The following is a 17837-nucleotide window of genomic DNA, read 5'->3' on the forward strand; positions in this document are numbered from 1 at the left end:
GCCGGCCCGCGCCGGCGCGGGTCTCCGCCCCGCCGCCGGCGTCGCGACCCCGGCCCCTCCTCGATCGCGGTCGTGGCTTCAGCGGCTCACCAGCGCGGGCAGGCGCAACCCCAGCTGTTGCCCCATGAAGGCCAGCTCGCGGGCCGTATCCTCGATCTGCAGGGTGACGGGCCTCCCGCGACCGGCCGCATGCCCCCCCCGCGTGTCGTACCAGAGGATGACCGGACGACCCGAGGCGGTGGCCGCTTGTAGACGCGCCGTCATCTTGCGGGCCTGTAGCGGCGGCGCCCGAGTGTCCAGATCGCCGGTGGCCAACATCACGGCCGGGTAGTCGACGCCATCCCGTACCGCCTGGTAGGGCGAGTACTGGCGCATGGCTTCGAACTGCTCCAACACCCGGGCGTCTCCGTATTCCAAGAGGGCAGGGATGTTGTTGGTCGCGGAGAACTCGAAGAACCGCACCATGTCGAGGTCCGGGTAGGTGCATAGCACGGCCCTATAGAGGTCGGGGCGCTGCGTCATGGCGCTGGCGACCAGCAATCCACCGTTGCTTCCGCCGCTGATGCCCAGGTGGTCCGGAGACGTGTAGCCCAGCTCGATCAACCGTTCCGCCGCCGCGATGAAGTCGTCGAAGACGTGTTGCTTGTGGGTGAGCATCCCATCCTGGTGCCACTCCTCGCCGAACTCCGACCCCCCGCGCAGCGTGGCGATGGCATAGATGCCACCCGCCTGGACCCAGGTGGCGGCGGTGGTGGAGAACCCAGGTTTGATGGCCACGTTGAAGCCGCCGTAGCCGTTCAGGATCGCGGGGTGACTGCCGTCCAGCGGGATTCCCTCTCGGTGGATGACGTACACCGGCGCGCGCGCGCCCTCCGTCGACTGGAACCACACCTTGTCGACCGTCAGTCCGTTGGCGTCGAACTGGATCTCGGGCGGCTCTTTCACCGACCGCGCTCCAGTTTCCAGGTCGATCTCGTAGGTGATGGCGGGCTGCACGTGGTTGGAGACCGTGAGCAGCGCTTTCCCCTCATCGCCCGCGCGGACGCTGGCCGTGCTCATGGGGGGAACCTCCACCTCGCCCACCGGTTGGCCCTGGAGATCGTAGGTGCGGATGCGGTTCTCCACCTCGTGGAGGTAGGTGGCGTAGATGTGGTCGCCGATGAACGCGTAGCTCTCCAGCACGTCCTCGGTCTCCGGAATGAGCTCCAGCCAGCGCTCGGGCTGCGGACGCTCGGGATCGACAACCATGAGTCGGTAGTGGGGCGCGTTCCAGTCCGTGAGGACGTACAGCTTTCCTTCACGGTAGCGGACCTGCAGGTGGGCACCTGAGCCCACCAGCACCGGCTCGATTCCGGCTCCGCGGCGCTGCAGGTAGAGATCGTTGCTGGCCCAGCCGTGCTGCGCCGTGAAGATCCGGTAGGCGCCGTCGCCCACGCGTTCCATGTTGATGTAGGTGGTGGGTCCGAAGCCCTGACCCCAAAGCTCGACATCGTCGCTGAGTTCGCTGCCCAGCACATGATGCCGGATGCGCGGTCCCTCCGTGCGGGAGCGGTGCGTGTAGTAGAGACCGGTGCCGTCCTCATCGAAGGCGATGCCGCTGTACAGCGCATTGGGCAACCGGTCCGGCAGGTCCATGCCCGTCTCCAGGTCGCGGAATCGGACCTCGATCTCGTCCGCGCCCCCCTGGCGGATGGCGTAGGCCAGCAGGCGCCCGTCTTCCGAGTAGCCGATCACCTCGACCGGCGTGCGGTGGGTCGCGTCGAACTCGGTGGGATCGAGCACCTCCTCGTACGTGCCATCGAGGACCGGCTCGACAGGCTCGGCCTCGTCGCCACTCGGTGCCGGCCGCCGGTACAGGGAGCCCATCTCCTCGCCCGGTCGGCGCATCGTGAAGTACTCGAAGCCACCCGCCTTGCGGGTGTCTCCGACGTCGGCTCGGTCGATCAGCTCACGCAGTCGCGCGCGGAATGCCTCCCGCAGCGGGCCCTCTCCCACCACCGACTCGGCATAGGCGTTCTGGGCCTCGATCCAGGCTCTCGTCTCCGGGGCGGCCTGATCTTCGAGCCAGCGGTAGTCGTCGACGAACTCGACGCCGTGGTAGCTGTCGGTGACGGGCCGGGCCGCGCTGGGCGGCGGCGCGGGGTAGGCGCCTGACTCGCAGGCTGCCAGGACGGGAAGGGCGAGGAGAACAGGACCGAGCGACGGACGCATGGGGCCCCCGGGCTGGAGCGGTGTGATCTGCCCAGAGTCCGGGGCGCGGAGGAGGGCGTCAAGCCCCGGAGCCGTCCGAGGGGCCCGGGCGGCACCGCATTGCGGCGCGGTCCGCCCGGGGCCACCCCTGCGGGCGCCTACGACACGATGCGCACCCGGCCGGGCAAGACCACCGCAGGCAGCCCCAAGCGGGCTACCGCCTCGTTGAAGCGGGCCAGCTCGTTCTCCAGCAGTTCGATGTAGCGAGCGCGCACGGCAGACCAGTCGGCGTTCAGGTCCTGGAGACGCTCATAGGCGCCAGGAAGCGGACGCCCTTCGGGACCTCCCGAGATGTAGCCATCGGGCCCCGTCACGTTGTTGTAGAGCTCGATCCACTGATTGTCGAGGCGGGGCGGGAAGCGGATCGGGTCCTGGCCGGACTGGTTCCTGGTCTGCTGCAGGTCCTCGTGCACCTCGGTGGCCTTGGTCTCCAGCGTGTCCGCCAGGGGCTCGAGGGTCTCGGCCAGTCCGGCCGCGTCCGCCTTCTCTACGGTTGCTGCGACCTGTTCGCGAATCGCGCTCAGGTTCTCGATGGCGCGCGTCACCGCGGTGATCGAGTCCCGCACCGTGACCGCCACGCGGAACTGCTCCTCGTAGTCCGCCTGCGTGACCTCGGGGATACGCGGATCGGGGAGCACGCGGAAGCTGGCTTCCTGCGGCTCTCCTCCGGCCACGGCCAGGCGCACGCGATACGGGCCGGGCGGTGCCTTCACGCCTCCGGTATACCCCCATACCACGGCGCTCTTGGGAAGCTCAGGCCCTGGGTACAGCAGGTCCCAGGTGATGCGGTTGAGGCCCGCGCCCTTGGGAATGCGCACGCCGCGCGTCTCTTCCACGACCGCGGAGTCGGAAGAAAAGGTGCGCACCACCGCACCTCCACGGTCGAGGATTTCCAGGCGCACCTCGCCGTCCGGCTCGGACTCGAGCCAGTAGTGCAGCGTCGCTCCTTGAGGGGGAGACTCCGGTGCCAGCTCGCCCAGGCCGCCCCCGGCCCCGGCGTTGTTCACGCGGATGGCGTCGCGGGGAGTGAAGAGATGCGCGGCCGCACCGACCACCTGCGCACTCAGTTCACGAAGTGGCGTGACGTCGTCCAGGATCCAGAAGGAGCGCCCCTGCGTCGAGAGGATGAGATCGTCGTGCGCGACCTTGATGCCGGTCACCGGCGCGATGGGCAGGTCCCGCTGCAGGGACTGCCAGCGTGCCCCACCGTCGAACGACACGAAGATGCCCCACTCGGTGCCAGCGAACAGAAGGCCCTCGCGTACTGGGTCCTCGCGCACCGTACGCACTGGATAGTCGGCGGGAATGCCGTTGGAGCCGTTGCTGAGCAGCCGCCAGGTGCGGCCCCAGTCGTCCGTGCGGAAGATGTAGGGCCGGAAGTCGTCCAGACGGTAGGCGTGCACCGCCACATAGGCGCGACCCGCCGCATGAGGCGACAGCTCGATCTCGTCGACCGTGCCGAGGGTCGGCATTCCGGGTGGGGTGACGTCGGTCCAGGTGGCCCCGTCGTCGCGCGAGACGTGAAGCCGCCCATCATCGGATCCCGCCCAGATCTCAGTGGCCGTGAACGGTGATTCGGCGATTGAAAACACGGTGTTGTAGATCTCGACGCCGGTCACGTCGGCGTTGATGGGCCCGCCCGACTGGACCTGGTGCGCGGGGTTGTTGGTGGTGAGGTCGGGGCTGATGGTCTCCCAGGTTTCCCCCAGATCGCGCGAACGATTCACGTACTGCGAGCCATGGTAGACCGTGCTGGGGTCGTGCCGGGACACCAGCATGGCCGAGACCCACTGGAAGCGGTGCTTCAGGTCGGCGCCCGCGGATCCGAGCTGCAACTGCGGATACAGGTTCATGTTGCGGACCTGGTCCTTGGCGAGGTCGTAGCGGTCGATGACCCCTCCGTAGCAGCCCGCGAAGACGATGTCGGGGTGGTCCGGGTGCAGGGCAACCGGCCCGGTCTCGCAGCCGCCCACGTTCAACCAGTGCTGTTTTGGATACAGCGTGTTGCTGGACATCCAGGCCGGCACCGAGATGGTGGTGTTGTCCTGCTGGGCGCCGTAGAGCCGGTAGGGGAAGGCGTTGTCGACCACCACGTCGTACAGTTCGGCGGTGGGTTGATTGTAGTAGGTGGACCACGTCTTCCCGCCGTTGACCGTGACCTGGGCCCCGCCGTCGTCGGCGATGATCATGCGGTCCGGATCGGCGGGGTGGATCCAGAGGTCGTGCGTGTCTCCGTGAGGAACAGGGATCTCGTCGAAGGTGCGACCCCCGTCCACCGAGCGGTACACGCTGGTGTTGAGCGCGTAGACGGTGTTGGGGTCGGCGGGGTCGGCCAGCACGTGCGTGTAGTACCAGGCCCGCTGCCGCAGCTTGTTCTCGGAGTTGGTGCGCGTCCAGGTCCTGCCCGCGTCGTCGGAGCGATACACGCCGCCATCCGGCTCGGCCTCCAGGATCGCCCACACCCGATCTGGATCGGCCGGGGAGACGGTCACGCCCACCTTGCCCACGATTCCCTCCGGCAGGCCACCGTGGAGCTGGGTCCAGGTGTCGCCCCCGTCGCTGGACTTGTAGACGCCGCCGTCCTCGCCGCCCGAGATCAATGCCCAGGGTTTGCGCTCTCCACGCCACAGGCCGGCGTAGAGCTCCCTGGGGTTCTTGGGGTTCATCGAGAGCGCCGACGCGCCGGTGGAGTCGCTGACGGCCAGCACGTGCTCCCAGGTGGCGCCCCCGTCCCGCGAGCGGAAGACGCCGCGCTCCGGGTTCTTCCCGAACGCATGTCCGAGCGCAGCCACGTAGACGAGATCGGCGTCCCGGGGATGCACCACGATGTCGCTGATCTGGCCTGCCTGCGGGAGACCCAGGAAGCGCCAGCTGGAGCCACCGTCGGTCGACTTCCACACCCCCCGCCCCCCCGATGTGTTGCCGCGGATGTCGGCGGAACCCAGGCCCACGTAGACGACGTTGGGGTCGGAATCCGGAACGGCGACGGCGCCGACCGATCCCCCGAAGCTCCCATCGGACAGATTGGTCCAGCTGACGCCGTTGTCGGCGCTCAGCCACACCCCGCCACCGGTGCCACCCATCAGCCAGCGGTCCCGGTCGTCGGGGAACCCCGTCACTGCCGTGGAGCGGCCACCCCGGTAGGGCCCCACCATGCGGTAGTCGAGCCCCTTGAAGGCAAGGGTGTCGAACGCTGCCTGGGCTGCCGCGGGTGCGGGCGCACCGAAGCCGACCAGAGTGAGCACGAGAACGGCGGACACACGACGCATGGACCTTCCTCCCGAGACGTTCATGACGAGCGTTGGGAGGCTAGGCCGAGCGCCGCCGGGGCGTCAATGCTGGGAGGTGGTGTCCTCCGCCGTGGGGGCGCCTCCGAGCGCTTGCTGCACGCGCTGGAGCCACTGACGGTTGGGTGGTACGTCGGCAGCGCCTCCCATCCGTTGCTCCGCTTCGGCGAGCGCGGCTCGGGCCGCCGCCGAATCGCCGAGCGCGGCCTGTGCTTCGGCCTGGCCCAGGTAGGGTGCAGGCGCGTACACATGCTCTGCTCCGTATGCTTCGGGCACCGTGCGGGCCAGCCGGGTGAAGAGTTCCAGGGCTTGCCGTGGGTGCCCACCGGCGGCGAGCGAGCGCGCCCAGCTCATGGTAAGCCGCACGGCTCCCTGGCCCGTTTCCCCCTCGATGCGGGTCAGCATCTCCGCGGCTGCACGATAGGAGTCGGTCTGCTCCTCCCGTTCCACCGCCAACGCCCCACGCTGGCGCAGGGCCTCGGCCAGCTGGGGGTGATCGTCGTACAACCGGTCGTAGAGCCGGACGGCTTCGCGTGCGTGCTCCAGCGCCGGCAGGCGCTGCCCGCGCTGCAACTGCAGCGCTCCTCTCTGAAGCAGCAGAGCCCCGGTGACGTCGTGGTCGCCCACGCGGGCCCGTGCGATCGCGAGGCCACGCTCCAGCACGCTGTCTGCGCGCTCGGGCTCCCCGGTGCGCGCCAGAGCCGTGCCGTAGACCTGAAACGCGCGCGCCAGCCCGATGTCGTCGTCGCCCAGGCGCTCGAAACCGACCACCACTCGGGCCGCCAGCTCGGCGGAGCGCTCCCAGTCCCCCATGCGCCCGTACAGAGCTGCCAGGTTGCGCCGTGCGTTCAGCGTGCGGCGATGGTCGGGCCCCAGGGACGCCTCGAGGATCGCCACCGACTCATCCAGGAGCGGAACGGCTTCGTCGTTCCGACCTTGCAGCGCGTAGATGTTGGCCAGGTTGTTCGCGGTGATGGCGATGGCCCGGTCCGTCGCTGGGAAGATGAGGCGCCGGATGCCCAGCGCTTCCGTGGCCAGCGTCTCAGCTTCCTGGAGCCGCCCCTGGTTCATCACTGCGCCGGAGAGATCGTTGAGCGTGCGGGAGAGTCCAGCCGAGTCCGAACCCAGCGCGCGCCAGACTCCGAGCGCCTCGCGCATCGGCACCTCCGCCTCATCCAGACGATTGCGCTCGTGCAGGACCCAGCCCAGGAGGGTCAGCGAGCGCGCCAACTCCGGATCGATCGGTCCGCGCGCGAGCGTGCGGCGCTCCTCCACGGCGCGTTCTGCCCATCGCTCGGCCGGCTCCAGGGCACCGAGCCGCTCGTAGCCGTCCGCCAGCACGTGCATCATCTCGGCGCGGGTCACGGGGTCGTCGGCGTAGAGCGTCTCCAACTGGGCGGCCTGTCCATCGAGGACCTGGCGCACCGTCAGCGAGTCGCCCGCCAATGCATCTCCGCCGGCCGCGCCGAAGGACTCCAGCAGGAACCCCTGGACGGCCAGGGCGCGGTCGCGCTCATCGGAAAGGCGTTGGGCCTGAGCGGCGATGCGGCGATTCTGACTGAGCGTGACGCCGGTCGCTGCGATCAAGGTCAGGGTCAGTGCCGCACCCGCCACGCTGGCGGCCCGGTTGCGGCGAACGAACTTGGTGCTGCGGTACCAGAACGAGTCGGCGCGCGCCCGCACGGGCTGCCCGGTGAGGTAGCGCTCCAGATCGTCGGCCAACGCGGCCGCCGAGACGTAGCGTTCGTTCGGATCGAAGCGCAGGGCCTTGGAGGCGATGTTGTCCAGATCGCCCTGCAAGCGGCGCCGAAGCGTGCCCGGCTCCGTGCGGCGCTTGGCGCTCACGTCCTCCGGTGTGACCGTTTCCTCCTCGCCGTCGGGCAGGGCGCGGGTGGCGAAGCGCCCGACCATGACGCTGGGCGGCTGCGGCGGAGCCGGTTCCGCTTCGATGGCGCGCGCGGCGGCTTCGGCTGCCGTGAAAGGCCGGTGTCCGGACAGCGATTCGTAGAGCAGGACGCCCAATGCGTAGACGTCAGTGGCCGTGCTCACTCCATCGCCCCGCAGCTGTTCGGGTGCGGCGTACTCGGGGGTGGCCAGCCGGAAGCCCGTCCGAGTCGCCTCGGGCTGATCGTCGGAGAGCAACTTGGCGATCCCGAAGTCCAGGAGCTTGGGCACTCCCTCCGGGGTGACGAGGATGTTGCTCGGCTTCAGGTCGCGGTGGACCACCAGGTTGCCGTGCGCATGCTGAACCGCCAGGCACACCTGGCGCAGGAGCTCCACGCGCTCCCGCAGGGACAACACACGCCGATCCGAGTAGCGATCGAGTCGCTCACCCTCGACGTGCTCCATCACGAAGTAGGGTCGGCCATCCTCCGTGGTGCCTCCCCCCAGAAAACGCGCGATGCCGGGGTGGGCCAGTTGAGCGAGGATGGCGCGCTCGCGCGTGAACCGCTCGGCAAAGCCGGCACCGATGCCCTCGCGCACGATCTTGATCGCCGCGTAGCGGCGAAAATCGGGTCCTTCCTGCAGGCCGAGGAAGACGTCACCCATGCCTCCGCTGCCGAGCGGCCGCACAAGTCGGTACACGCCCACCGTGCGCTCGCCGTCCGGCGCCTCGCTCGCCTCGTTGACCCGGGCGATCGGCGTCTCCAGGAACCCCCCTGCCTCGTCCTCCGCGGCCAACAGCGCCCGGACCCGAGCCTCGAGGGCCGGGTCGCCCTCGCACGCGTGAGCGACGAAGCGCTCCCGGCCGTCTGCGTCCACCTCCAGGGCCTGGTGGAACACCTCTTCGATGCGGGCCCAGCGACGGGAGTCCTCCATCTCCTCCCCTTGCTACGCGCCGCGGTGGGAGTCGTGGTCGGGCGGATCTGGAGAGGGCGCCCACGACAGCGAGACCGAAGGGTCGAGTGCGTCGCGCAGCCAGGCGCGGGCGGAGCGCCAAGCGCGACGGACCGTGACTTCGGACAGGCCCATCACCTCAGCGATCTCCTCGTTGCTGAGCCCGCCGAAGAAGCGATACTCGATCACGCGTGCACCGCGCTCGTTGAAACGCTCCAGCGCTTCGAGAGCCTCGTTCAACGCCAGCAGCTCGGCGGCCTGGGCAGGATCCAGCGCGTCCTGGGCGGCGTCCAGGGGGAGGTGCGGCGCCCCGCCCCCGCGCTTCAACGTTCTCCGTGCCTGCGCATGGTTGATGAGGATGCGGCGCATGGCCTGGGAGGCGATGGCGAAGAAGTGCGCGCGGCCCTGCCACTCGGTGCGACTCTGGCCCACCAGTCGGACATAGGCCTCGTGGACGAGCGCCGTGGCATTGAGGGTGTGGCCGTCCGCCTCGAAGCGTAGGCGCGCCCCGGCCACCTGGCGCAACTCGTCGTAGACCCTGGGGAGGAGCTGATTCCACGCGCCCGGATCCCCTCCGCTCGCCTGGGCGAGCAGTTGGGTCACGTCGCTCCCGGACGGTGAGTCGGGACGCGGCGGGTCGGGGGTGGAAGGGACATCCGCCATGAGGGCTCCTGGGTCCAGCCCCAAGGTTCGGACGCGGCTGGTGCGAGGCAACCCCAGGGCTCTCGCACGCTCGCGACGACGAGTGCGCCGAACCCCACCCGTAGTGACGCGAGGGTCGGCGATACGTGGCAGGGTCGGTCATTCCCAGTGCCCCGTGGAGCCCTTGTAGTCGTACCGCTTCCCTGCGGCCGCCGCCCACTTGGCGTCGACGCCGAGCAACCGAGCGAATCCCCCAGCAGCCTCGATGTGCCTCCCCGCCCGGGGGCCCCTTACAAGAAGTGGGTTGGATGAGGTTCCGTAGTGGCCGGGTCTGACCAGGATCTTGGTCAAGTCCTCGAACTGCCCTGTCTTTCTTCCGCGCCACCACGCCTGGACCATGTCGAGGTCGGTGGGGTCCAGCCAGCGCGCGCGGCTGACGCGCAGCCGATTGCCGCGCAGCGCGCCGGTGCGCTTCAGCACGTACACCATGAACTGGGCCTGGGCGACGTGAGCAGCGATCTCACCTCCGCCGAACGCGTGAACGCCTTCGTGGACGATCGTGCTGGCGACCTGCAATGGCCCCAGAGCAAACGGGCCATACAGGATCTCCGTGTTGACGTAGAGGATGCCGGACTCCCGCGACCAGTGGAAACCGTGGAAAGAAGGGTCGTTGAAGTTTGCGAGTCGTACCTTGAGGGTCCCGTCCCGCAGCGCGTCGGCCACGCGCCGGGCGATGGGGGTGCCGGAATCGAGCGCCGTGAGGACCACTTTCAGCAAGTGGTCGATGCGCTTGGTCCCGATGCCGGTTGCCCGAAAATTCCGCGGATCTGCCTTCCCGATGAACCCGCCTCGCTCGAAGGTGCCCGTTGGCGTGGGGCGGGACCGTCTCGCCGCAATCACTCCACCCTCCACCGCTGCGGCCCCCGATCTCAAGCGGGCGCCCAGCGCGGCGGCGCCGCGTCCCAACGCCGCCACTCCCCCTGCCATGGCGGTCGCCAGACCATTCTCGATCACCGCCCTGGAGAACGCCTCACCCACGCTGCGCCCGGCGAGCACTCCCCGGGCGGTGCTGTAAGGGTTTTGCAGCACCTGCTCGCCCGCGAACGCCTCGATGGCGCTCCACTCCGCCGCCATCATGCGAGCCCCGATCAGGCCGAAGGCGGCCCCGGTCCCCGCGTCCCGCAGGAAGGTCTGGTAGCCGTACGTGGCATCCCCGGTGTACCAGGCCACGGCGGCACCTCCTGCGGTCTCCAGCCCGCTGGAGATCGCCATCGACGTAGCCACGCCGGACCAGGTCAGCTGCGCTGCACCGCCCGCGAGCAGGGCGCCCCCGACCATGGAGGCCACCGCCATCGAGGACGCGGCGCCCAGGAGAAGGGCACCGTGATTACTGGCCGTCGCGACGCTCCGGCTCATCCGGCGCATGCCGGCGGAGTCGGCCAGGGAGCGGATGGTGCGATAGTCGATCTGCGGTGCCCCCGTGAGCTCGTCCGTGCGCGATCCCGCGAATCCATCCACCCGGGTGGACCAGCTCAGATAGGGGGCACGCGCCGAGCTTCCCTCCACCGTGCGGATGTCGTCAGGGACGCTGAAGCCGACGCCGGCCGGGGGGCTCGTGAAGTCGAGGCGCGCGACCTGTCCGATGGCGTCGGTCACGAACCCGACCGTCGCCTGGATCCCTTCGTGCGGGTAGAACACCTCAGGCGCTCCGGTGCCCGTGAAGTGCTCCATACGCACCCGTTCCCCCGGCCGCGCCCCCAGCACGTACCGGCGACGGAGCACGGGGGGTGGCGCCCCCTGCGTAGGCGGCGCGATCTCGGCCACCACGGAGCTGCCGTCGTAGAGGAAGTGGGTCACCTCGCGTGCCCAGCTGCCCCAGCCCACCAGGCCAGTCGACTGGGGAGGCGCCAGCGGGAAGGAGCGCACACGCCGCCCGAAGGCGTCGTAGAGGAACTGGACGGCCTCGCCCCGTTGCGCGCCGGTGCCGATCTCTTCCACGCGCATCAACCGACCTTCATGGTCGTAGGCGTAGCGCAGCTCCCCGTCGGAGATGAGCTGGCCACGGCGGTCGTAGGTGAAGTGCTTGGTGCCCTGGAGAGGGTCCGTCGCGGATGCGAGCGCGACCTCGATGTCTGTACTGGATGCGAGCAGGGTGCCGGAACCCGGTATCTGAGTCCCGATCGCCACCTGAAGGTCCTGTTGGCGGCCCACCGAATCGTGCTGGAAGGTGTCGACGCGCACGAAGCGCGTCTCCGCAGCGACCAGGTCGAAGAGCGTCTCGCTCGATCCCACCAGACGGTCCGCGCTGTAGGTGTTGAAGAGCGAGCTGCGGTCCCGGCTGACGATCTGGGTGCCCTGGTGTCGCGTGCTCAGCGTGGAGGAGCGGGTGACTCGCCCCAGGTTGTCGAAGGCGAGCTCGGTGAGAGACTCCGACCATTCCCCGGAGGCGTCCCGCTCCCAGGTCTGCACCATCCAGTCGAAGCCGTAGCGCCCGTACGATGCGGTATCGCTCCACAGAGGCTTGGGGGTGGGGAAGCCCGACGTGGCGGTGACCCGGATGCTGCCCAAGCGTCCTTCCCCGTCCACCCGGTAGCGGGTGACGGCACCGTTGGGGTAGCGACGGCCCGATACCCGGGCCGGACCGTCGTGCGCGTAGGAGGCGACGGCGCGCCCGTCGGCGGTCACCACGCGCAACCGACCGATCACGTCGACCTCCCGGAACACCTCCAGGCTGCCGGCCTGTGCCGGGTAGGTGAGTGTCTCGGTGCGGTGATCGCGTCCGTAGGCGTAGGAGAACGGGTACGACTCTCCGTCGATGCTCTGTTCCTCCCGCGTCACCCGCCCCAGCCCGTCATAGACCCGGCGTGTCCGCACCGGCGCGCTGGAGACGGGATGCGAGACCTCCGCGAGCGTGACCCGTCCGAGCCCGTCGTATTCCCAGCGGATCTCGTTGGGGACGATGACGGAGGGAAGCGAAGATCCACCCGAGGTCCCGGCCTGGAAGCGCTGCTCCACTGGAAGGCCGACGCCGTTGAACGTGGAGGTGATCACGGTGCCGTTGGCGTCGGTGACCCGTAGCGGGTTGCCCAACCCGTCGCGGGCGTAGCGTGTCACCCCCGACCCGGTGCGGGCTTCTTCCCGGATCTGTCCAGAGGCGTCGTAGGACAGGACGACCCGCGAACGACCGTCGCTCACCTCGACTGGAAGTCCGTTGGGGCCGTAGCGGTACTCCTTGGTGGTACCCCCGGCCTTGTGCTCCCACTTCCGACCCATGACGTCGTAGCGGATCGAATCGGCGGTGCCGTCGTCCAGGCGGGTGCTTCGCAGGTTGTCGAAGCTGTCGTAGTACGTTTCCGCGACGTTCCCGCCGCGCTCCTCCCGCACCACGCGCCCGAGCGCATCGTAGGCGTAGCGCATCCGGACCACGGTGCGGGCGTGCGTGCGACTCGCGTCCGCCTGCATGGTCTCGCCGACCTCGATCTGGATCACCTCGACCTGGTTCCCGGCCCGGTCGTAGCGCGTTCGGGTGGTGTCGCCTCCAGGAGTCACGACCTCGGTCAGCCTTCCGCCCGAATCGTACAGGTAGTGCGCCACCCCTCCGGCGGGTCCCACGGTACGGACCCGCTCTCCGAAGCCGTTGAGGAAGACCTGCGAACGAGCGATCTGCCCATTGCCGTCCAGCGCGTGATGGACGGACTGGACTTCGTTGCCCCACTCGTCGATCGTGTGTTCGATCCGGCTGATTACGGCGCCTGCCGCGTCGGAGACCCGTTCCTCGACGAGGTTGCCGTCCGCGTCCAGCGCGAAGGTCGTCCGCGATCCCAACGGGTCGACCTCCCCCACCAGTCGGTCGAGCCCGTCGTATTCGAATCGACGCGTGCGGGGGGCGCCCGGTGTGGTGCCGGTCGGGCTCCGCGTCGCGGTGCGCTCCTCCCGGACCTCGTTGCCGTTGGCGTCGAATTCGGTGGTGACGCGCACCTCCTGGTCGGTGCCCTCCGCCGACCACGCCCGCACGGCCAGCCCGCGAGCGTCATACTCGTAGCGATCGGTGACGGGTGCCCCCGCGGGCCCGGGCTGGGTGGCACGCCACAGCCGGCCGGCCGCGTCGTATGCGGTCTCCACGACCAGCTCGGCTCCACCGGGGTTCTTGACCTCCCGCACCACACGACCGAGGACGTCGTACTCGAAGCGGGTGTCGACCCAACGGGGCCGCTCGGGCGGCGGAGCGCCCGTCGCGGACGCGAAGTTGTCCTTGAGCTCACGACGCACGCTGAGGGGGAGCCCATCGCGGTCGTAGCGCGTTTCCGTGACGTTGGCGAATCCCGCCGGATCCTGGATGGTGCGTTCCACGCGGCCGAAGGGATCCAACTCGTACGCCACCTCCCCCAGATCCCCGCCCTCACCCAACAGGCGCCCGAAGCCGTCCCTGCTGTAGGTGTGCACCGCCGAGGTGGGCAGGCGCTCTTGGACCAGATACCCTCGGGCGTCGTAGGTCCAAGCGATCTCCCGCTGCCCTCCCTGGTGAGACCGCGTGGGTTGGCCTCGCACGTTGTATTCGTACTCGGTCGCGGGGACCGGGATGGCCACGCCCTCCGGGTCGGTCAGGTCGGGCGCCTGCACGGCCAGCGCATTGCCCAGGTCGCCGGGCCGGCGGTAGTCGTACGTGTATTCCGTGCGATATCCGCGCCCGTCCTCCTGGGCCTCGACCTGATTGAAGAGCGGCTCGTACGACATCAGAGTCGTCACCGACGGCGCCGGTCCGGCGCTCCCGCCCACCCGGGTGACGGCAAGCAGATTGCCGGCGCTCAGGTCGCTGGCATAGGTGACGGACGCACCCTTGTTGCGGATCCACCCCTCCGTCACCGCGTCGTCCTGGCCGTCGAACTGGAACAGGACCTCGTTGCCCCGGGGATGCACGATGCGGGTGATCTGCGTGTGCGGGTTGTGCTCGTACGTCGTGGTCCATGAACGCGGGGGCGTGCCGCCGGCCTCCTCGATGCTGTGTCTCTTCACGACCGGGTAGCCTTCTACCGACTCCAGCTCGTAGCGCGACCGGTGTCCGTAGGCGTCTGTGAGCGTGGTCAGACCCTGCGCGTACGCGAGTTGGACGCGCTGAGGTGCGGCCGCCGCCGGGTCTCCTTGGATCTGCTCCACGACCCGTCCCGCGCCGTCGTAGCGGTTGGTGAGGTAGGGAATGGCCGTGCTGGCCACCTGCTGGGGGCTGGTCAGGGTGATCAGTCGGTCCGCGCTGTCGTACCCGTACTCCCAGGTCCGACTGTGCCCGCCCACGGAGTCCGTCACGGCGACCAGGAGGGGGGCGCCATCGCTTCCGCGATCGTAGTCGAAGGAGATGACGCGGCCGCCGCCGCGGATCTGTTTCAACCGGGGGATGGGCAGGATCTCGGAGCGCGGCACGCCGTCGATGTTGGTATCGAGACTGGCGCTCCCCATGGGGCGCGTCTCGAACCCATAGAGGTGACCGCTCGGATCGCGGACCCGGGAGAGCATGCGGTTCTGCGTGAGGGGATTGAGCGCTCCTTCGTACTCCAGCGAGATCCGCACGGAGTCCGACGGTTGCCCGACTCCCCCACCGGCGAGGCTGGCCAGGTCGTTGCGATGGAGCACGTGCAGCAGCTGCCCGCGGCAGTTGAAGACATAGCGCACGCCGTTGCGCTCGCGTAGGACGTAGAAGATGGCCTCGCCCTGCTCCGTCTCCACGTTGGGATGCGAGGCGAACGGGTGACGCGCCGGATCCTCCAGCACGTAGCGTTGGATCTCGTAGAAGTCACCCGGAAGCTGACGGTAGGTGGTGACGTAGGCACGAAACGGCGTCGGCTGGCCGAAGTTGAGCACGTCTCGCCACTCCGAGCTCGCACCTTCGTAGAGCGCGCCTTTGCCCTGTCCGTCGAAGTACCACAGCTGCGGCGTCTCGACCCCAGGGCGCTCGAGCAAGAGGTTCGTGCCCAGCTCGCGCGCCGCCTGGGGCACGATGCGCTTGTTGAGGCTGAAGTCCCAGCGATGACCGAGGATTCCGCCTTCGACCGTCTCGACGTCCCCCTTGTAGTGACGTGAGAACCGGAACGGTAGTCCCACCGCGTCGACATCCAGGTCCGTCTGGTTGTGGAAGTAGGCACCGCTGTGCAGGAGCACCTGTGCGCCACCTACTGCCGGGTCGCGCGGGGCCACGGCGACGGCCGCTGGAACCAGGGGATCGGTGATCTTGGGAAACGTGAGCGTTCCGTCCTCGCGGAAGCCGCAGCATGCTTCCTCCTCTTCGTCCTCCTCGGGCGGGGGACCGCTCGGCGGGTTCACCGGGGGAACGGGTGGAAGAGGTGGGTTGGCCGGGGGGACCGGCGGCAACGGCGGAGTTCCCGTCGTACCCGGGGGTGGTCCCTGGCCCGGTGTGCGGGTCCCACCCTGCACGGGAGGGGTGGGGTTCTGGGGAGTGCCCGGAGGATTGCCCCCAGCCACGACGGTGCCTCCGAGACCGGGTACGCAGGGACACGGGTCCTCGGCGAGCTGGTAGCCGATGTCGAACGCGCCGGGAGCGATCCCCTGCACTTGTCGCTCCGCGGTATTGGGTGTGCCTCCCGAAGTGCGCACCACCTGCACGATCCCGCCCGCCACGTTCACGATCCCGGGCGTGTAGTTGCTGAGCACGATGTCCAGCGGTTGGGTCGTCCCGGTCACCTCCAGGCGGAGCGGCGTGGTCTCTCCGCGCAGCAAGCGGTCCTGGTCGATCGAGCCCGATGCGGCGAGGACCACGATTTCGACCGATGAACCCGGAGCGAAGCCAGCGGCGGGATCCGCGGATATCGTGCGCGTGCCCGGTTGCGCACCCGCCGGAATCTCGACCAGAACACTGCTGCTGGATGAGGCCACGACACGAAGCGGTGTACCGGCGAGCGCGAAGCCCCCGCGCGCCGACGGCGTGGGGAACCAGCCACAGAGGCACACGACCCGGCCCACGAATCCCCGTGGCGTGCAGTCGTCCAGCCGCGGCGGCACCTGTGCTGCGGCCGTGGGGGGAGACACCACGGACACGCGCGCGCTGGGGACGTTGACCACGCGCTGCCCGAACGGATTCGTCCAGGTGACCGACAGCGGCGCGCCCGGCGTGAGCGAGGCGGGCACACGCCACTGGAAGCGGAGCGCCTGCCCGGGCGGGCTCGACAGTGCCGTCGGCTGCGTACCCCCGATCGTCCATGCGCCCTGTGCGTGGATTCCGGCGGCGGGGACCGCCTCGAATTCCACGAGATCGCCAGGAGCGATCTGCCACGGGAAATGAAGCGCTTCCTCCAGCGTCTCGATCACACGGAGCGGGGGAAGCGCCGTGGTCGCCGCGACCCTTTGTAGCAGCGTTCGACCCGATGCGCGCAGCTCGATCGCCAGCGCCTGCAAGGGGGCAGCACTGGTGAGGTCGAGCCGCAGATGGAGGCTCGCTCCATCCAGCGCGGGTCCGCGGGCGGTGAGCAGGCCGTCCTCGAGGGCGGCGGACCAACCCTCCGGAACATGACCCACGGCGGCACCCGGCAGGGCCTGTAGATCCAGGCGGACCTCGGTCACGCTCGCACCGTCGACCGTGGCCGGAGCCGTCACGAGGAGCGTTGGCCGACCGGCGGCATCCAGCTGCGTCGCGGAGGAGATCGCGTCCTGAAGTGTCGGTGTGGCCGTCGGACTGGGGCCCCAGCGAAGCGTGTAGCCCACGGGCGCGCTCGGACGGTGCAGCGCTCGCGTTGCGAACGACGTGACCAGTCCCAACACCGCGAGCAGCAGCGCCGCTCCGACCATGACACTTCCAGCCCGACGACTCCGGTCGTCCCGCCTCTCCGACCCGCGACGCATGCTCATCGTCAGCCTCCTAGCGGGTCCAGAGCACGCCCGTGGACAGTCCGAGGTCCTGCGTGTTGCGGCGGCCGGTGACGCCGGCCTCCACCAGGATGGACAGCGGGCTTTGCGGGAAGCTCAGGACGACGCCGGAGGCCAACGTGTAGACGGTCTGCGTACCGCCCGACGTCATCTCGTAGCTGGTGTGGTCGAGGGCCAGCCCGCCGGTTGCCCGGAAGGCCAGGTGGGGCTGCACGGGCACCTGCACACCCCCTTCCACCTCCGCCACCCAGACCGTGCTGTTGGTCAGGCCGAAGCGTCGGACCGATCCACTCGCGATCCAGCTCCCATTCGTGAAGGCGGGCGCGACCTGGACGGCGAAGTCGGCTCCGAATCCGAACGCGCCCAGCTCGCGGGTGCGCATCAGGGTGGGTCCGCCGTAGAAGGTGCGGTGCGTCGAGGGGTGGGCGTTCCCGTAGCGCGCCCCGAAACGCGCGAGCGCGCGCGCGGTGCGTCCCCAGACGATGGCCCCCAGCTCCTCGCAATCGGTCTGCTGCTGGTTCTGCGCGTCCTCACACTCCTCGAGCGTCTCGCCCTCCGGCACCAGCGCGATCTTCATTCCTCCTGCAACGGTGACCCCGAGGATCACGATCCGCGTGCCCGCCAGGGGCGAGGTCGGAGTGCTCGTATAGGGCACGGAAGCGGAGCCGGTGCTGCCGGTGGTGGCGATCGGAGCGGAGCCGCTGGCACCGACCAGGGAGATCGGCACGTTCTCCGCGGGCTCTCCCTCGGGCGTCTGGACGTCGAGCACCACGCCCGAGATCAGTCCGCTCTGGGCCAGAGCCTGGGTCGGAAGGAAGACGCTGGCCGCCGTGGCCAGCAGCGAAAGGGCGAGAACTGGGGCCTTCATGGGACGTCTCCGGCAGGGGTCCGAGTCAAACCATCGACCCAGACGCCGGAAAGCGGTCCCGGAGCGGTCACGAGGCCGTCCGA

6 protein-coding genes are annotated in these 17837 nt (G+C 69.3%); all 6 read right to left on the minus strand.

Annotated features, from left to right (window positions below; genetic code table 11):
* Positions 1–78: 78 nt before the first annotated feature.
* A complete protein-coding gene (locus R3E10_09905) occupies positions 79–2211 on the minus strand; it encodes a prolyl oligopeptidase family serine peptidase (GenBank protein MEZ4416062.1) in 2133 nt (710 codons plus the stop codon).
* Positions 2212–2348: 137 nt separating this feature from the next.
* Positions 2349–5519, minus strand: a complete 3171-nt coding sequence (locus tag R3E10_09910; GenBank protein ID MEZ4416063.1) for a glycosyl hydrolase — start codon at positions 5517–5519, stop codon at positions 2349–2351.
* 63 nt (positions 5520–5582) lie between these two features.
* Positions 5583–8357, minus strand: coding sequence for a serine/threonine-protein kinase (locus R3E10_09915; GenBank protein ID MEZ4416064.1), 2775 nt, complete (start codon positions 8355–8357; stop codon positions 5583–5585).
* A 12-nt stretch (positions 8358–8369) separates the two neighbouring features.
* Positions 8370–9038: a sigma-70 family RNA polymerase sigma factor gene (locus R3E10_09920; GenBank protein ID MEZ4416065.1), complete on the minus strand. Its 669-nt coding sequence runs from the start codon at positions 9036–9038 to the stop codon at positions 8370–8372.
* Positions 9039–9176: 138 nt separating this feature from the next.
* Positions 9177–16868 carry a DUF6531 domain-containing protein gene (locus tag R3E10_09925; protein ID MEZ4416066.1) on the minus strand — a complete coding sequence of 2564 codons (7692 nt, stop codon included), beginning with the start codon at positions 16866–16868 and terminating at the stop codon, positions 9177–9179.
* 10 nt (positions 16869–16878) lie between these two features.
* Positions 16879–17754, minus strand: a complete 876-nt coding sequence (locus R3E10_09930; GenBank protein MEZ4416067.1) for a hypothetical protein — start codon at positions 17752–17754, stop codon at positions 16879–16881.
* Positions 17755–17837: the final 83 nt, after the last annotated feature.

Source organism: Gemmatimonadota bacterium, from assembly GCA_041390105.1.
Classification (GTDB): domain Bacteria; phylum Gemmatimonadota; class Gemmatimonadetes; order Longimicrobiales; family Gaopeijiaceae; genus JAGQIF01.